This is a genomic window from Oerskovia sp. PE-21s, from assembly GCF_056158145.1.
Genome location: NZ_JBUXJM010000004.1, coordinates 413097 through 429331 on the forward strand (window position 1 = coordinate 413097; position 16235 = coordinate 429331).

The window sequence follows — 16235 nt, forward strand, 5'->3', positions numbered from 1 at the left end:
GAGGGCCAGGCGGCCCGAGGGGTCGTGCCGGCGCGTCAGGCGCTGGCGCTCACGGGCGGGTCGCACCGGTGGTCCGCGTCGATGCGGAACAGGTCGAGCGCACCGCACACCTCGAGGACGAACAGGTCCCGGTCGTCGCAGCCACGAAGCACGGTCGCCCCGCCACGCTTGCGGCCGGAGTCGGCGAGCGAGATGAGGAAGGCTGCGCCCGTCGAGTCCATGAAGGTCACACGGCACATGTCGATCACGAGGAGCTGGCGGCGCAACCCGACGACGCGGGCCGCGATCTCCGGGAACTGGTCGCGTTCCGCGAGATCGAGGTCCCCGGCGATGACGAGCGTGGTCGTCGCGGGGGACGTGGAGATCTCGATCATGCTCATGACTCTAGGGTGCGGGGCGTCTCGTTGCACATGCGCTCGTCAGGAGCCTGCGAGAATCGCTGGATGTCTCACGCACCCACGCACCGCAACCTCCTCGACGGGCCTGCGCCCGTCCGCCTCCCGGCCGAGCCGGACGTCGACGCGGCGATCGCCCGGGGGGACGACGCGTTCGCCCTCGCGAGCGCGTTCCCGGCCTCGTCGCTCCCGTGGGCCCTCCTCGCGGAGGCCACGCTGCGCGACGGCGACGGCGACGGCGACGGCGACGGCGACGAGCACGCGGCCGTCACGGCCTACGCGTTCGCCCGCACGGGCTACCACCGGGGGCTCGACGCGCTGCGTCGCGCCGGGTGGCGCGGTCAGGGGCCGATCCCTGCCGACCACGTGCCGAACCAGGGCTTCCTCCGGGCGCTCCTGGCGCTCTCGCGCGCGGCGTCGCTCATCGGTGAGGACGGCGAGGCCGAGCGCTGCGCCCAGTTCCTCGTCGACTCGGGCACGTCGGCCGACGAGGTCGCGGCGCTCGCGGGCTGACGTCCGCGCAGGGTCACCGCGCGTCGGCGCCGGTGTGCCCTCCCGCCGCCCGACGACGCCGCGCGCGCTGCGTCGTCGGGCGGCGGTGAGCCCCCACGGTGGGCCGAGGGGCTTTCCGAGGTCAATGGCGGGTAAACTCGTCCAGGCTTCCGGGTGACTGCCGCCCGGACGCGCCTCGGGCCCGCGCAGGACCCGTCGGCGGCACGCGCCGTACGTCGATCTCCGGTCGATGGTGCGCGACGCGGTCGTTCGCCGACCGGACAGTCCTGACGTACGTGCCGGTCGGTGCCGGTCCGTGACCTGGTCCGAGGAACAGGCAGTCTGAAAGTGGGGAATCCATGCCAGGCGTGGTGCTCATCGGTGCCCAGTGGGGCGACGAAGGCAAGGGCAAGGCGACCGACCTCCTCGGGTCGCGGGTCGACTACGTGGTCAAGTTCAACGGCGGCAACAACGCCGGGCACACGGTCGTCATCGGCGACGAGAAGTACGCCCTGCACCTGCTGCCCTCCGGCATCCTGTCGCCCGGGGTCACCCCGGTCATCGCGAACGGTGTCGTCGTCGACATCGAGGTCCTCTTCCAGGAGCTCGACGACCTGATCTCGCGCGGGGTGGACGTCTCGCGCCTCCTGGTCTCCGGGAGCGCGCACGTCATCACCGGATACCACCGCACCATGGACAAGGTCAGCGAGCGCTTCCTGGGCAAGCGCCGCATCGGGACGACCGGGCGCGGGATCGGGCCGGCGTACGCCGACAAGATCAACCGCGTGGGCATCCGCATGTGGGACCTGTTCGACGAGAAGATCCTCGCGGAGAAGATCGAGGGCTCGCTCGACCAGAAGAACCACCTGCTGGTCAAGGTCTACAACCGGCGCGCGATCACGGTCGACGAGACCGTCGAGGAGCTGCTGGCGTACGCGGACCGCGTCAAGCCGATGGTCGCGGACACGTCGCTGATCCTCAACCAGGCGCTCGACGCGGGCAAGAACGTCCTGTTCGAAGGCGGCCAGGCCACGATGCTCGACGTCGACCACGGCACCTACCCGTTCGTGACGTCGTCCAACGCGACGGCCGGCGGCGCGCTGACCGGCTCGGGCGTGGGCCCCACGAAGATCTCGTCGGTCATCGGCGTCATCAAGGCGTACACGACCCGTGTCGGCGAGGGCCCCTTCCCCACGGAGCTCTTCGACGAGATGGGCGAGTACCTGCTCAAGGCAGGTGGCGAGTACGGCGTCACCACGGGTCGCGCGCGCCGCTGCGGCTGGTACGACTCGGTGATCGCCCGGTACTCGAGCCGCATCAACGGCATCACGGACCTGGTGGTGACCAAGCTCGACATCCTCACGGGCATCCCCAAGATCCCGGTCTGCGTCGCCTACGACGTGGACGGCGTCCGCTACGACGAGATGCCCACGGACCAGACGGCGTTCCACCACGCCACGCCGATCTACGCCGAGTTCGACGGCTGGACCGAGGACATCTCGGGCTGCCGGTCGTTCGAGGACCTGCCGGCCAACGCCCAGGCGTACGTGCGGTCGCTCGAGGAGCTCTCGGGAGCCCGGGTCTCGGCGATCGGCGTGGGGCCGTCGCGCGACGCGATCATCCCGCTCCACGACCTGCTGCACTGAGAACTGCCTCGCTGGGACGCTGGTACCGGTCGCCGTCCTCCTCGCCCAGGGGAGGTCCGGCATGACGGACACGTCGACCACGAAGGGCCCCGCGCTCGACCGTCCGATCGGACACGTCGACGCGGGGCCCTTCGGCGTCCCGCGCCGCAGCGGGTGATCTTCGTCATAACAGCGTGTCAGAAACCGGACAGGACTGCATAAGTCGCCCGGGTAAAGACTGTGCGTGTCTTCACGTCACGTCTCGTTCTCAGTATGGTATAGGCGTACCAAGAAGCTTCATGCAACGGCGCTTTCTTGGGGTGACCGCAAGGGAACTTCAGGGTGGCGTCGGCTACGTACCGCTCGCAGCCCTGACCGAGAGAGATGGGTGTTTCATGCAGGAATCACGTAGCCGCAAGATCAAGGCAGGACTCGCGGGCCTGGTCGTCCTCGGGGTCGGCGTGGCCGCGACCAGCGCGCTCTGGAGCGACAACGTCTGGTTCAAGGGGGACGTCAGCACGTCCGCCTTCAACCTGCAGGGCTCGGTGACCAGTGCCGACACCGGGTTCGAGGAGGCGTCGAGCGAAGCGCTCGCCCTCACGATCCCCGTCGTCGAGGACCTGGCCCCCGGCCAGTCCGTGACGCGGACGGTCTGGGTCAAGAACGCCGACTCGACCAACGCGGCGGACCTCGTCGACACCCCGGTCGTCTCGGTTACGGGTGACGCAGCCTCGTTCCTCACGGTCACCGCCGCCTACGACACGTCGGGCGGCAAGGACCCGGACAACCTCGCGACCAACGACGTCATCCCGGTCGACGTGACCTACGCGTTCACGAACCCCGACACGAGCGCGACGGGCCCCAACGCCGGGGCCCAGGGGAAGTCCGCGCAGATCACCGTCCAGGTCACCGGCACGGAGATCGCTTCCTGACATGGCCCGGATCCCGCGAACGGCTCTCGCCGTCGCGGGGATAGCGACTGCCTGCACGCTCGGCAGCGCCGGAGCCCTGCTGGGAGCCGGCGCTGCCGTCGCCGTGGACGTACCCGCCAGGGTGTCGGCCGGGGAGGTGATCCCCCAGCCGCAGTCGTTCTCCTTCGACGGCATGTCACCGGGGCAGACCCGGTCCACCCTCGTCGACCTTGCCTCGACCCACGAGAGCGACGGACTCGTCGTGGGCGTCGCGATGACGACCAGCGGTGAGCTGGGCTCGTCGCTCAGCACGTCGATCGAGGCGTGCAGCACCACCTGGGAGGACGGCTCCTGCCCGACGGGGGCCGCTGTCCTCGTCGAGGGGTGGAGAGGGGAGCGGGCCGGGACCTCCAGCGAGGAGGTCGTCCTGCCCGCCGGCGGGACGACGTCGCTCAAGGTCTCCGTCACGCTCGACGACGACGTCGCCGTCGGTGCGACGGGCAGCGTCCGCTACGACCTCTCCGTCCAGGAGAGGCAGGGCGACTCCTCGCAGGGCGGTGGGACCACCTGGCCGGACGATCCCCCGGGAACTACCGGGACCGACGCCGCGGACCGCCCAGGGGGCGCGGGCCGGCCAGGGAGCGGACCGCTCGCCACCACCGGTACGGACGTCATGACCCTGGCCGCCCTCGCCGGAGGGCTCCTCGGCATCGGGGCTGCGCTCGTACGGCGTCGGCGGGATGCTGAGAGCGACCGACGGCACGGCCGCGCGCCCGGCTGAACGACCGCGTCGACCAGGACGCCTGACCGAGGACACGAGACGACCAGGACGAGAGGAGAGAGCATGGCCAGCCGATCCGTGACCCGAGCGCACCTCCACGCTCCGGGCTCCGACCGGTTCCGCACGCGTGCGGCCGCGCTGCTCGTGCTCCTGCTCGCCGTCGCGGCGGTCCTGTGGGCGGGCCGCCCGGAGCCGACCACGGCTGCCTGGACCGACGCGGTCTACTCCCAGGGGCAGATCGACGTCGCGGTCGCCGCGACCGCGACCGACGTCGTCGCCGGGGGCAACTTCTCGTGCGCGCTCGTCAGCGGCCAGGTCTGGTGCTCGGGCGACAACTCGGTGGGTCAGCTCGGGACCGGGAACACCACGTCCTCGGACGTCTTCGTCGGCCCGGTGCGCGGAGAGCTGCAGGGCAAGACCGTGACCCGGCTGGACGTCGGCACGTCGCACGCCTGTGCTGCGACCGACGACGGCGTGTACTGCTGGGGAGGCAACGACCAGGGACAGCTCGGCGTGTCCGGCGTCGCCAGCTCCGCCGTGCCGGTCCGGGTAGCGTCGCAGACCGGGGCCGTGACCGAGCTCGAGCTCCGGGCGAGCTCGTCCTGCGTCGTCAGCGGAGGAAAGGGGTACTGCTGGGGGGAGACGCACACCTCGGCCGGGAGCAGCGCCACTCCCGTCCTGATCTCGGGAGGTGCCCTCCCGGCGTCCGCGACCGTGACGGACATCGGGGTGGGCGAGGCGTCCGGCTGCCTCACGGCCGACGGCGTCCCCTACTGCTGGGGTGAGAACGGCCGTGGACAGCTGGGCGACGGGACCACGACGACGAGCCTCGTCCCGGTCCAGGTCGTGACGACGGGCCCCATGTCCGGCTTCGCGGTCGGAGACGTGTCGGTCGGTCAGAACTTCGCGTGCGCCGTCGGCTCGGGGCCGAACAACGCCTTGCGGACCTTCTGCTGGGGCGACAACTCGAAGAAGCAGCTCGGGCAGTCGAGCGACGGGGCCCAGGTCGAGCTCTCGAACGTGCCGCTCCAGGTCCGTGGTGCTCTCACCGAGATCGGCGTCCGCTCGGTCGACCTCGGCGGCATGACCGCCTGCGCCATCACCACCGGAGCGGACGGCTACTGCTGGGGCGACAACGCGTCCGGGCAGGCGGGTGTCGGGTACGACGAGTCGTGGGTCCAGACCGTCGTCGACCGCCCGTCCGAGATCACGACCGGCCAGATGGACATCGGTGAGTTCGCCACGATCGACGTCGACAGCAACCATGCGTGCGGGATGTCCACCGCAGGCAGCGTCTACTGCTGGGGGAGCAACGCCCAGGGGCAGCTCGGCATCGAGGGCGGTCCTACAGCGGCACCCAAGAAGTACCGGCCGTGGCCGGTGCTGCAGACCTGGTCCGCCTGGGGGTGACGCCGTGACTCCCTCGACCTCTCTCGACCCGACGGCCTCTCCCGGAGGTGCTGCATGAAGTGGCTCAAGCGCATCGGCGACGCGTTCCTCACGGTCGCCGCGATCGCCGGAGTGCTCGGACTGGTGCTGTTCGTCGGTATCCAGACGGGCAACCTGCAGTCCCTCGTGGTCGTCTCAGGCTCGATGATCCCCACCTACGAGGTGGGCGACGGCATCGTTTCGCGCCGTGTCCCGGCCGGGGCGCTCGAGGTGGGCGACGTCGTGAGCGTGTTCACGCGCGAAGGTGTCCTCGTCACGCACCGCGTCGTCCAGGTCGAGGACGGACCGGGGGCGGCCCGCACCCTGACGTTGCGCGGCGACAACAACCCGGTCGACGACCCCGAGCCCTACGTGGTCGAGGACGCCCTGGTGCCCATGGTCCGGATCCCGGGAGCCCGGGACGCGATCGAGGTGCTGCGGCGCCCGACCGTCGGGATTCCCGTCGTCGTCGCGGCCTGCGCGCTCGTCGGGTTCGCGCTCATGCCCTCCTCGAAGAAGCGCACCGTGCGGGACGAGGACGCCGAGGACCCCGCGACGAGCGGGGACCCCGACGACGGGCCGTCGGGGGCCGGTGGCAGCGCAGTCACGGGCGCAGGTCACGTGGACGCCCCGGTCGCCCCGGGTGGCGATCGGTAGACTGCCGTCCCGTGAAGATCCTCGTCATCGGTTCGGGTGCCCGCGAGCACGCCATCGTCCACTCGTTCGCCCAGGAGGCAGCGGCCACGGGTGCGGAGGCGCACGAGCTGCACGCCGCCCCCGGCAACCCGGGCATCGGCGAGCTCGCGACCCTGCACGCGGTCAGCGCGGTCGACGGGGAGGCCGTCGCGGCGCTCGCGACCCGCCTCGGCGCGGACCTGGTGGTGATCGGCCCCGAGGCGCCGCTCGTCGCGGGGGTCGCCGACGCGGTGCGCGCGGCCGGCATCGACTGCTTCGGACCGAGCGCACAGGCTGCCGCGCTCGAGGGCTCCAAGGCCTTCGCCAAGGACGTCATGGCCGCCGCGTCGGTCCCGACCGCGCTCGCGCACGTCTGCACCGACGTCGACCAGGTCGCCGAGGCGCTCGACGCGTTCGGTGCCCCCTACGTCGTCAAGGACGACGGGCTGGCCGCGGGCAAGGGCGTCGTCGTGACCGACGACCGCCAGGAGGCTCTCGAGCACGCGCAGGCCTGCTTCGCGACGCCCCGCCCCGGTGCGGGAGACCCCGTCGTGGTCATCGAGGAGTACCTCGACGGCCCCGAGGTCTCGCTCTTCTGCCTGTCGGACGGCACGAGCGTCGTCCCCCTGGCCCCCGCGCAGGACTTCAAGCGCGCGTTCGACGGCGACGCCGGCCCCAACACGGGAGGCATGGGTGCCTACAGCCCGCTGCCCTGGGCGCCGGAGGGCCTGACCCAGGAGGTCGTGACCCGGGTCGCGCAGCCCACGATCGACGAGATGGCACGCCGCGGCACGCCGTTCGCCGGCGTGCTCTACGTGGGTCTCGCGCTCACGAGCCGCGGCACCCGCGTGGTCGAGTTCAACGCGCGCTTCGGCGACCCGGAGACGCAGGTCGTCCTGGCCCGCCTCACGACCCCGCTCTCCGCGGTGCTGCGCGCAGCGGCGCGTGGTGAGCTCGCGGACTTCCCGCGCCTGCGCTGGTCCGACGACGCCGCGGTCACCGTGGTCGTCGCCGCCAACGGGTACCCGTCGAGCGTCCGCACGGGCGACCCGATCACGGGCATCGAGGGAGCCGAGGCGGTCGAGGGCGTGCACGTCCTGCACGCCGGCACCACGCTCGACGAGGGCACGCTGCGCAGCGCCGGCGGCCGCGTGCTGTCGGTCGTCGCGCGCGGCACGGACCTCGCCGAGGCACGGCGCCGGGTGTACGCGGGCGTCGACCAGGTCGTCCTGCCCGGCTCGCACCACCGCACCGACATCGCGGAGAAGGCGGCGCGGGACTGACCGCGTCCTTCCGACGGTACGGCCCGGTCGTCCCGCTCGGTCGGCGCCCCTGAGCGGGAGACGGCCAGGAGCGGGCGGACCTGGCGACGGACGAAGGCCCGCGAGCCGATGCTCGCGGGCCTTCGCCGTCCGGGTCCGTCCGACACAGGGGACCCGTCGGTGCGCAGACGGCCGAGGGCCGCACGCGCGCCTGTCAGGAGGTCGTGCAGGCCTGACCGTTGAGGGTGAAGACGGCCGGCACGCCGTTCGTGCCGCTGTGGCTCGCGTTGAAGCCGACCTCGGCGGACCCGCCCGGGGCGAGGTTCGCGTTCCAGGACAGCCCGGTCACCGTGACGTTCGCGCCGGTCTGCGTGAACTGGCCCGACCACGAGTTGGTGATCGTCTGGCCCGACGGGAACGTGAAGGCCAGGCTCCAGCCGTTGACCGTGCTGGTCGAGGTGTTCGTGATCTTCACGGTGCCGGTGAAGCCCGAGCCCCAGCCGTTCGCCGAGTAGGCGACGGTGCACGAGCCGGGGGGCGGGACGACGACCGTCGTGGTCGTCGCGCTCACCGCGGCCGAGGCCGCCGAGAGGTTGCCCGCGGTGTCCTTGGCCCGGACCGTGTACGAGTACGTGGTGCCCGCCGTCAGGCCCGTGTCGGTGAAGGACGTCCCGGTCGGGGTGCCGACCTGGGCTCCGTTGCGCAGGACCACGTAGCCGGCCACGCCGACGTCGTCGGTCGACGCGTTCCAGGAGAGCGGGACGGTGCTCGCCGTGGTCGTCCCCGCGGTCAGACCCGTGGGCGTCGAGGGCGGCAGGTCCGTCTGGCCCGCCGCGGTCGTGACCGACCGGGCGGCAGACGGCGTCGAGACGTTGCCGGCCGCGTCGCGTGCCGTGACCGTGAACGAGTACGTGGTCGAGGGGCTCAGGCCCGTCGCCGTGAAGCTCGTCGAGGTCGAGGTGCCGACCTGCACGCCGTTGCGGTAGATCGTGTAGCCCGTCACGCCGACCGCGTCGGTCGAGGCCGTCCACGAGAGCGGGACCGAGGTGGCCGTGGCCGTGCCCGCGGTGAGGCCCGTCGGGGCCGTGGGAGCCGTGACGTCGCCGGGCGTCGTGCCGCCGCCCTCGATGACCGGGTAGGCGTTCTCGACGAGCATCTCGAACTGCGCGTCGAACCACTGGCCCGCGAGCGGGGCCCCGCCCAGCGCGCCCGTCAGCTGGTTGGAGAGCTTGGGCGAGACGAAGGTCGGGTCGCACATGCGGTCGAACCGCTTGCCCTGGTCGTTCGGGATGTCGGTCGAGGCGCCGTCGGACTCGCCCGGAGGCTTGACCCACACGAACGCGTGCAGGTGCGACTCGGGGTAGCCCGACGGCGTGGCCTGCGGGCGCTCACCGATGCCCGCGCCTGCCGGGTTGCACCACGCGCCGCGGTGGATGCGCTTGTCCACGCGGGACTCGTCGACGTAGGTGTTGTGATTCGTCGACGTGCTGACCGCGGTCGGTCGGGCGTCCCCGCCCCACCCGTTGCGGGACGTGTCGATGAGCATGCCGATCGAGGCCGGGAAGCCCTCGGCGACCAGCAGGTCGTAGAGGTGCGCGGTCCAGTCGGTCTCGTCGAAGTCGGCGTTCCACTCGTAGAAGCTCGACGACCGGACGGGCGTGCCGCCGATCTGGACGTCCTCGAGGAACGGCTCGACCAGCGGCGTCGAGTTCGCGGTGTTGGTCACGAAGCCCGTGACCGACGCGAAGCCCGCGTTCGTCGACCTCACGACGTCGGCGAAGAGCTTGGCGGCGGGGCCCGAGTTGCTCGGCCAGCCCAGCCAGCCCGCGTGCGCGGCGTCGATGTAGGAGTAGACGTTGCCGACCGTGTAGAGCTCGTCGAGCGCGTACCTCACGCCCGCGCGGTAGTACGGGGCGGACTGCTGGCAGTCGGGCGTGCTGATGTTGGTGATGAGGTTGGGCAGCGAGTCGGGCTCGATCGTCGCCGCGATCCGCAGCGAGTCGTACTTGGGGTCGTCGAGGATGTCGACGATCGGGTCGATGTACTCGTTCTTGTAGCGCACGAGCCCGGCGTCCGTGGCGGGCAGCTCGCCGTTCGACGCGAGCGCGTAGCAGTCACGGCCGGGCAGGTCGTAGATGACCAGGTTGAACACGATCGGCACGCCCGCGTCCTTCTGGGCGAGCGCCTCGTCGAGGTGGAAGCGCAGGCCCGGGCCGTCGGCATTGCCCTCGATCGCGCTGATGCGGTCCATCCAGACGGCCGTGGGCTCGCCCGAGATCGCCTGCATCTTCGCAGCCAGGTCGTCGTCGGCGCGTGCGGCGGCCGCTTCCACGGCACCCGACCAGTACGGGTTCACGTACTGGGTGGCCCCGGCGTACGGGTTCGCGACGCGGGCCTCGGCCGCGGCGGCCGGAACCTGTGCGAGCGCGAGCGGAGCGGCGACGAGCGCCGCAGCGGCCATGGCTGTCGCGCCCTTGCGCAGCCGATGGGGGGTTGGTGACACGAGGTCCTCCTGAGGTTCGTCCTCGGACCGGACGACACCGGCCGGTCCGTGCCGCGGGAGTGCGGCGTCGAGCGCAACGTGCCACGGACCGGGTGTGGAGGGAACGACATGAAACGTTTAGGACGACACAGTCGTTCACCCGGCGGCGGCGGACGGAGGCGACGGTGGACGCCGCGACGCGCGAGGTCAGCGCGGTGGAGCAGTGGTGCCACGGAGCACGAGCCTTCCACCGGGGACCTCCCGGGAGGTCTCGTCGTCCGGACGGTCGCCCTCGTGGCGTCCGACGGCGCGCAGGACCTGGCGCCCCGCCTCCTGCCCGAGAGCGCGGAGGGGGCGCGCGACGGCGGTGACGGGCGGGGTCGACAGGCGCAGCACGGGGGCGTCGCGACCGGCGACGACCGACACGTCCCACGGCACGGCCAGCCCGGCACGGCGTGCGACGTCGAGGACGACCAGGGCGCCCAGGTCGTCCGAGGTGACGATCGCCGTCGGGCGGTCCGGGGCAGCGAGCAGCCGACGGGCGGTCGTCGCGACCTCCTCGAGCGTCGTGCAGGGCTCGACGAGCGTGGTGCCACCTCGACGGGCGACCTCGTCACGCACGGCAACCGCAGCGCCATGCCCTGACCGGAGCGACGTCGCGGACGCGAGCACCGCGACGTGCCGGTGTCCCAGGTCGCTGAGGTGCCGTCCGACCTTGACGTCTGCCGCCGGGTCGAGGGCCACCGTCCGCGGGGCAGGGTGTGCCGGGGCCGTCGGGGCCGTCGGGGCTGCCGAGGACCAGGAGACCTGGTCGACCAGCACGGTCAGGACGCCGAGCCGTTCGACGACGGCGAGGCGAGGGTCGTCGGTGCGGATCCCGGTCATGACGACGGCGTCGTAGCGGTGCTCGGCCCACCAGGTGGCGACCCCGGCTGCCGCCTCGGAGAGGGAGTCGACGAGGTGCACGGTCAACGGGAGGTCGGTGTCGAGGACGTCGCGGAGCCCGTCGGCGAGCTCGAGATCGGCGTCGGTCGACGCAGTCCCGATCTCGTCCCGGACGAGGAGCAGAGCGACCGTCCCGGACATTCCGCGCAAGGCCCTGGCCGCCACGCTCGGTCGCCAGCCGAGGTCCTCGGCGACCTGGAGCACGCGGCGTCTGGTGCGTTCGGAGACGCCCGGTCGCCCGTTGAGTGCGTAGGAGACGACCGCGATCGACACCCCGGCCGTGCGGGCGACATCCGTGATGGTGGGACGCCTACCGGTAGCAATCGGGCTTTCCGGACGTGAGAATGTGGCCACGGTCACACAGCATGCCGCAGGCAGCGCACACAGCACGACCCGACCGGCCCGACGGCGGACCGGTCGCACGGAGAACGCGGTACACGACGGAGTGGACACCATGGTCGATGTCATGACCCACCGACGACACCTCACGATCGGTGTGCTCTCGCCCGTCGTGGGCGGCTTCTACTTCGGGAAGATCCTCGCGGGGATCTCACGAGGACTACGGACGGGCGGCCACCGGGTGGTCGCGTTCCAGACCTATCCGGCCGACCTGGACCGGGAGGAGTTCCCCGACCGGCCGCCCCACCGGCAGATCGTGGGGCTCGACGTGATGGACGGCGTCATCGTGGTGACGTCCGCGGTCGAGCACGACGTCCTGCGTGGGCTCGACCGATCGGGCAAGCCTCTCGTGGTGATCAGCGAGACCGTCGACGACCTCGGGGCGCCCGTGGTCACGCCCGACAACGCGGGTGGTGTGCGCGCCGCCGTCGAGCACCTCCTCCAGCACGGCCACGAGCGCATCGGGTTTCTCGGGAACCCGCGCCAGCACGACCTCGTCGAGCGGCACGCCGCGTACGAGGCCGCGCTGCGCGCCCGCGGGATCGAACCGCGACCCGAGTGGATCTACCAGACCCGCGACAACCAGGAGGCGGCGGGGGCGGCAGCGGCACGGGCCGCTCTCCAGGAAGGGCTCGACACCACCGCGACGGTCGCGGGCACCGACCGCAACGCGGTGGGCTTCCTGCGGTCGCTCGCCGATGCCGGCCTCGTGCTCCCCCGCGACCAGGCGCTGATCGGCTTCGACCACTCCGACGGCGGTGCCCGGTCCCGACCGCGGCTCTCGTCGGTCGACCCCCACCACGACCGGGTCGGTGAGCTGGCCGCCGAGCTGTTGCTCGCGCGCATCCACGGTGAGCAGGTGGGGCCCGGGCAGCACCTCGCCGAGGCGACGCTGGTCTGCCGCGAGTCCTGCGGCTGCGTCGACAGCACACGGACGGACCTGCTCGTCGACGGCATTCCGACGTCGGCCGAGGCGGCCGAGGCCGGCACCGCCACGGCCCGCCTCGACGCCGTCGCGCGCGCCGTGCTCGACGACTCCGTCGTGCTGCGAGCCCGCCGAGGCCCGGGGAGCACCGGCCCGACCGGTTCCGGCGAGAGCGCCGTCGGTGGATGGGTGCGGGCGGTCGTCGGCACGATGACCGACGCGGCCGGCGACGGCACGGTGCCCACGCCGCACTTCTACCGGGCGCTCGCCGACCGCACCGCCGTGCTGCGCCCCGTGCCCGAGGCGCTCGAGCTGCTCGTGCCGGCCGTGCGTGCGCTCGAGGCCGAGCTCGGGGCCGGGACCAAGCGCCGTGGCCCGGCGGGGGCGCGGGGACGCCCGCAGGGACGCTCTCTGGCGCTGAGCGACGTGACGACCGAGGTCCTCGTCGCGCTCGCCAAAGGATGCACCCACGCGCTGCTCGTCCGCTCGGGGAACCTCGAGCGGGCGATGGTCGACCAGTACGAGCTCGACCTCGAGCTCATGCACGCCGACAGCGCCTCGCTGCGTCACCTCGAGTGGCTGCCGAGGGGCCAGGTGGGGCCGGCTGCGATCGCCCTCTGGAACCCGCCCGGTGCAGGACCGGGAGGGGGCGCGCTGGAGGTCGCCGGCGTCCGTGGCAGCCTGGCCGGTCGACGGCTCGTCGGGCACAGGTTTCCCGCGGCGCAGTTCCCTCCGCGCGCGCTCCTGAGTGCCGACGCTCTCTCGTTCGTCATCCCCGTGGCGTCCGACGCGAGCGACTGGGGGTACCTCGTGATCGGCGGCCCGGTCGACACCCGTGCGACCAGCGCACGCGAGAGGTACAACCACTGGGCAGCGATGCTCGCGGTCGCGCTCGACCAGGAGGACCACCTCGCCGCGCTGCGTGCCCAGCGGACGGAGCTCGAGGAGGCGGCGCTGCGCGAGCGACGGCTGGCGGAGGAGATCAGCGTGAGCGAGGAACGCTACGCCCTGGCCTCGGTCGCCGCGTACGACGCGACCTGGGACTGGGACGTCGCGACCGGCACGGTCTACTTCTCGCCGTCCTGGAGGGCGATGCTCGGACTCCCCGCCGACGACCTGAAGACCGCCGACCCCGAGGAGTGGCTCGACCGGGTCCATCCCGAGGACCTTCCCGCAGTCCAGGTCGCGCTCGCGGTCCAGCTCGGCGGCGTCGGCGGGATGCTCGACCTGGAGCACCGGCTGCTGGCGGCCGACGGCCGCTACCTGCGGGTGCACTGCCGCGCCGTGACGGTGAGCGACGGCGCAGGATGTCCGACGCGGATGGTCGGAGTCCTGACGGACTGCTCGGACGAACGACAGGAGATCACCTCCCGAGGCGGGGGCGGGTGGATGAGAGACTAGGCGCCGTGACTGACTCGCGCGACGCCCTCGACACGGCCCACCTCGATCTCCCGGGGTGGCGGCACGTCTACTCGGGCAAGGTGCGCGACCTCTACGAGCCGGATCTCGCGCAGCTCGGTGGCGCGCACCCGCTCGGTGACGTGGTCCTCGTGGTCGCGAGCGACCGTGTCAGCGCGTTCGACCACGTGCTGTCCCCGGGCATCCCGGACAAGGGCGTCGTCCTGACCCAGCTCAGCCTGTGGTGGTTCGACAAGCTCGCAGACCTGGTCCCGAACCACGTCGTCAGCACCGAGGCCAGCGCCATGCCGGGCGACGGGCTGGTGCCCGACGCCGTCGCGGGGCGTGCCATGATCTGCCGCCGTCTCGAGATGTTCCCGGTCGAGTGCGTCGCCCGCGGGTACCTCACGGGTTCCGGCCTCGTCGAGTACCGCGTGGACCGTACGGTGTGCGGAGTTCCGCTGCCCGAGGGGTTGGTCGACGGGTCGCGCCTGCCTGAGGCGATCTTCACGCCCGCGGCCAAGGCCGAGGTGGGGGAGCACGACGAGAACGTGTCGTTCGAGGTCGTCGCGGAGACGATCGGGATCGACGCCGCGACCCGCCTGCGCGATCTGACGCTCGCCGTCTACTCGCGCGCCGAGGAGATCGCGCGCGAGCGCGGCGTGATCCTCGCCGACACCAAGTTCGAGTTCGGGATCGACCCCGTCTCGGGTGCGACCGTCCTCGGGGACGAGGTGCTGACTCCCGACTCCTCGCGCTTCTGGCCCGCGGACCAGTGGCAGCCGGGGCGCTCGCAGCCCAGCTTCGACAAGCAGTACGTCCGTGACTGGCTCGCCTCCGAGGCCTCGGGCTGGGACCGTGCGTCCGACGCGCCGCCGCCCTCGCTGCCCGCCGACGTCGTCGAGCGCACGCGCGACCGCTACCTCGAGGCCTACGAGCGGATCACGGGCGAGTCCCTGTTCTGAGCCCTGAGCCCGTCGGGGAGCCGAGGCGCTCGCGGACGTAGCGGTGGCCGGTCGGTGACGTCCAGCGCACCGTGCCGTCGGCCGTGAGCTCGGGGCGCCAGCCGGACCGTGCCCGGACCACGTGGTGGTGCCGGCACAGCGAGATGAGGTCCTCGGGCCGGACGTCGGGCTCGGGGGCGTCCGGCTCTCGCGGCGCAGGGCGGGCCACGTGGTCGAGGTCGCACCGGAAGGCGGGCACCGAGCACCCCGGGAACGTGCACGTGCGGTCCCGTGAGAGCACGGCGGCGATCACCTGAACCCCTGGCCCGGGGCGGGCTGCGAGCGACGGATCGAACATGTGTTCGATCCTAGGTCGAGCCTCTGACACCACAGGTCCGGGCTGCCTCTTGCCCCTATGGGTCGTCGCACGATATATATCGACCATGCCCACAGCGACGAGCGGCCCGGCCGGCGGGAAGTCCTTCCGCATGACCGAGCAGGCCTACCTGATCCTGCTCTCCCTCACCCCCGAGCCGCTGCACGGCTACGCCGTCATCCAGGCCGTCGCCGAGGTGTCCGACGGCGCCACCGCCCTCGGCGCCGGAACCCTGTACGGCAACCTCGACCGGCTCTCGGGCGCCGGCCTCGTCGAGCCCGCAGGTGAGGAGGTCGTCGACGGTCGCCTCCGGCGCTACTACCGGATCACCGACGACGGCCGCCGCGCGGCCGAGCAGGAGACGGCCAGGCTCCGCGAGCTCGCCGCCAGGGCGCAGAAGGCCCTCGACACGCGCGGCACGGCAGTGCGCCCGACGTCGGGCAGGCTCGCCGGAGGGCTGGCCTGATGCGCCGCCGCGACCTGACGCCCGACGAGCGCTTCGAACGGTCGGCGCGCTGGTGGGCCCGCGCCTACCCGCGCCGCTGGCGCGAGGTCCACGGCGACGAGCTGCTCGCGGTCCAGCAGGACGTCGCGCACGGGGCGGCCGAGGCCGCGGGGGCGCCCGCGCCCGACCGGTTGAGCACCGACGAGGTCCGCAGCCTGCTGCGCGCCGGCTGGGGGCTGCGGTGGCGCGAGCACCCGCCGCTGTGGCGGTGGGTCCTGTACCGGATGTTCGACAGGCGGCTGCCCGAGAAGTACTGGTGGTGGGTCGCGGACGACATCCACGGAGCCGCCTACGCGTTCCGGGCACAGGCCGGGGTGGTCGCCATGCTCGTCCTGGCCACGACGTGGCCTACGCCCGTCGCGTTCCTGACCGGGCAGGGGGTCTACGTCCCGATCTACCTGTCGTCCTGGTACTGGTGGGCGTTCATGGCGCTGACGATCGTCGTCGGGGGCACGGCCTTCCGCAAGGACCGAGTCCGTCGGGCCTGGCGTCGGCACGTCATGGAGGGCAACATGCCGGTGCCGCCGCGTGCACCGGCCCCGCTGCCGCCCGGCGTCGAACGTCCGGCACCCACGCCCGCCTCATCGACCCTCCGGGACGCCGGGCCGACCTCCTGACGGGAGACCTCCGCGGTCGAGAACGAGGTCGAGGTCGCCGTGGCACGCAGAACGGCCGCGACCTCGTTCTCGGCG

General features: G+C 72.3%; 15 protein-coding genes. 11 read left to right on the forward strand and 4 right to left on the reverse strand.

The window, feature by feature from the left end:
- Positions 1 to 35: 35 nt before the first annotated feature.
- Positions 36 to 374: an STAS domain-containing protein gene (locus tag ACZDYF_RS10595; protein ID WP_191792012.1), complete on the reverse strand. Its 339-nt coding sequence runs from the start codon at positions 372 to 374 to the stop codon at positions 36 to 38.
- Between the two features lie 69 nt (positions 375 to 443).
- On the opposite strand from ACZDYF_RS10595, the gene ACZDYF_RS10600 reads away from it, so the two are divergent.
- From ACZDYF_RS10600 to purD, 7 genes are all read left to right on the forward strand, one after another.
- Positions 444 to 908: a DUF3151 domain-containing protein gene (locus ACZDYF_RS10600; protein WP_475056326.1), complete on the forward strand. Its 465-nt coding sequence runs from the start codon at positions 444 to 446 to the stop codon at positions 906 to 908.
- A 338-nt stretch (positions 909 to 1246) separates the two neighbouring features.
- Entirely contained in the window at positions 1247 to 2533 is a 1287-nt protein-coding gene (locus ACZDYF_RS10605; protein WP_191791986.1) for an adenylosuccinate synthase, read from the forward strand.
- Between the two features lie 374 nt (positions 2534 to 2907).
- Positions 2908 to 3444 (forward strand): hypothetical protein, encoded by a 537-nt coding sequence (locus ACZDYF_RS10610; RefSeq protein ID WP_475056328.1) that lies wholly within the window; start codon positions 2908 to 2910, stop codon positions 3442 to 3444.
- A gap of 1 nt (position 3445) precedes the next feature.
- Positions 3446 to 4204, forward strand: coding sequence for an LPXTG cell wall anchor domain-containing protein (locus ACZDYF_RS10615; RefSeq protein ID WP_475056331.1), 759 nt, complete (start codon positions 3446 to 3448; stop codon positions 4202 to 4204).
- Positions 4205 to 4267: 63 nt separating this feature from the next.
- Positions 4268 to 5614: an RCC1 domain-containing protein gene (locus tag ACZDYF_RS10620; protein WP_475056333.1), complete on the forward strand. Its 1347-nt coding sequence runs from the start codon at positions 4268 to 4270 to the stop codon at positions 5612 to 5614.
- Between the two features lie 54 nt (positions 5615 to 5668).
- A complete protein-coding gene (locus tag ACZDYF_RS10625) occupies positions 5669 to 6289 on the forward strand; it encodes a signal peptidase I (RefSeq protein ID WP_475056336.1) in 621 nt (206 codons plus the stop codon).
- A gap of 11 nt (positions 6290 to 6300) precedes the next feature.
- The gene (purD, locus tag ACZDYF_RS10630) at positions 6301 to 7590 is read left to right on the forward strand and encodes a phosphoribosylamine--glycine ligase (RefSeq protein ID WP_204807259.1); all 1290 of its coding nucleotides are present in this window, start codon (positions 6301 to 6303) and stop codon (positions 7588 to 7590) included.
- 193 nt (positions 7591 to 7783) lie between these two features.
- Here the strand turns inward: purD and ACZDYF_RS10635 are convergent, their stop codons facing one another.
- Positions 7784 to 10030, reverse strand: coding sequence for a glycoside hydrolase family 6 protein (locus tag ACZDYF_RS10635; RefSeq protein ID WP_475056576.1), 2247 nt, complete (start codon positions 10028 to 10030; stop codon positions 7784 to 7786).
- A 228-nt stretch (positions 10031 to 10258) separates the two neighbouring features.
- Entirely contained in the window at positions 10259 to 11356 is a 1098-nt protein-coding gene (locus tag ACZDYF_RS10640) for a LacI family DNA-binding transcriptional regulator (protein WP_475056340.1), read from the reverse strand.
- Positions 11357 to 11462: 106 nt separating this feature from the next.
- Here ACZDYF_RS10640 and ACZDYF_RS10645 point away from each other — a divergent pair, with 106 nt between their 5' ends.
- Positions 11463 to 13721 (forward strand): substrate-binding domain-containing protein, encoded by a 2259-nt coding sequence (locus ACZDYF_RS10645; RefSeq protein WP_475056344.1) that lies wholly within the window; start codon positions 11463 to 11465, stop codon positions 13719 to 13721.
- A gap of 5 nt (positions 13722 to 13726) precedes the next feature.
- Complete coding sequence (locus ACZDYF_RS10650) at positions 13727 to 14683, forward strand: phosphoribosylaminoimidazolesuccinocarboxamide synthase (RefSeq protein ID WP_400274253.1); 957 nt, start codon at positions 13727 to 13729, stop codon at positions 14681 to 14683.
- Here ACZDYF_RS10650 and ACZDYF_RS10655 read toward each other — a convergent pair.
- Positions 14661 to 15020 carry an HNH endonuclease signature motif containing protein gene (locus ACZDYF_RS10655; RefSeq protein ID WP_204807268.1) on the reverse strand — a complete coding sequence of 120 codons (360 nt, stop codon included), beginning with the start codon at positions 15018 to 15020 and terminating at the stop codon, positions 14661 to 14663. The two genes, ACZDYF_RS10650 and ACZDYF_RS10655, sit on opposite strands and share 23 nt — an antisense overlap.
- 85 nt (positions 15021 to 15105) lie before the next feature.
- On the opposite strand from ACZDYF_RS10655, the gene ACZDYF_RS10660 reads away from it, so the two are divergent.
- Both ACZDYF_RS10660 and ACZDYF_RS10665 read left to right on the forward strand, forming a co-directional pair.
- Entirely contained in the window at positions 15106 to 15504 is a 399-nt protein-coding gene (locus tag ACZDYF_RS10660; RefSeq protein ID WP_475056349.1) for a PadR family transcriptional regulator, read from the forward strand.
- Complete coding sequence (locus tag ACZDYF_RS10665) at positions 15504 to 16160, forward strand: hypothetical protein (protein WP_475056353.1); 657 nt, start codon at positions 15504 to 15506, stop codon at positions 16158 to 16160. Before ACZDYF_RS10660 ends, ACZDYF_RS10665 begins: the two co-directional genes overlap by 1 nt.
- The last annotated feature ends 75 nt before the right edge of the window (positions 16161 to 16235 follow it).

Bases quoted from the DNA above. Each gene is read 5' to 3' on its own strand.
- ACZDYF_RS10600 (WP_475056326.1), top strand. From the start codon at position 444: ATGTCTCACGCACCCACGCACCGCAACCTCCTCGACGGGCCTGCGCCC.
- ACZDYF_RS10660 (WP_475056349.1), top strand. From the start codon at position 15,106: ATGCCCACAGCGACGAGCGGCCCGGCCGGCGGGAAGTCCTTCCGCATG.
- ACZDYF_RS10625 (WP_475056336.1), top strand. From the start codon at position 5,669: ATGAAGTGGCTCAAGCGCATCGGCGACGCGTTCCTCACGGTCGCCGCG.
- ACZDYF_RS10605 (WP_191791986.1), top strand. From the start codon at position 1,247: ATGCCAGGCGTGGTGCTCATCGGTGCCCAGTGGGGCGACGAAGGCAAG.
- ACZDYF_RS10610 (WP_475056328.1), top strand. From the start codon at position 2,908: ATGCAGGAATCACGTAGCCGCAAGATCAAGGCAGGACTCGCGGGCCTG.
- ACZDYF_RS10620 (WP_475056333.1), top strand. From the start codon at position 4,268: ATGGCCAGCCGATCCGTGACCCGAGCGCACCTCCACGCTCCGGGCTCC.
- ACZDYF_RS10635 (WP_475056576.1), bottom strand. From the start codon at position 10,030: ATGGCCGCTGCGGCGCTCGTCGCCGCTCCGCTCGCGCTCGCACAGGTT.
- ACZDYF_RS10615 (WP_475056331.1), top strand. From the start codon at position 3,446: ATGGCCCGGATCCCGCGAACGGCTCTCGCCGTCGCGGGGATAGCGACT.
- ACZDYF_RS10645 (WP_475056344.1), top strand. From the start codon at position 11,463: ATGACCCACCGACGACACCTCACGATCGGTGTGCTCTCGCCCGTCGTG.
- ACZDYF_RS10655 (WP_204807268.1), bottom strand. From the start codon at position 15,020: ATGTTCGATCCGTCGCTCGCAGCCCGCCCCGGGCCAGGGGTTCAGGTG.
- ACZDYF_RS10595 (WP_191792012.1), bottom strand. From the start codon at position 374: ATGATCGAGATCTCCACGTCCCCCGCGACGACCACGCTCGTCATCGCC.
- ACZDYF_RS10665 (WP_475056353.1), top strand. From the start codon at position 15,504: ATGCGCCGCCGCGACCTGACGCCCGACGAGCGCTTCGAACGGTCGGCG.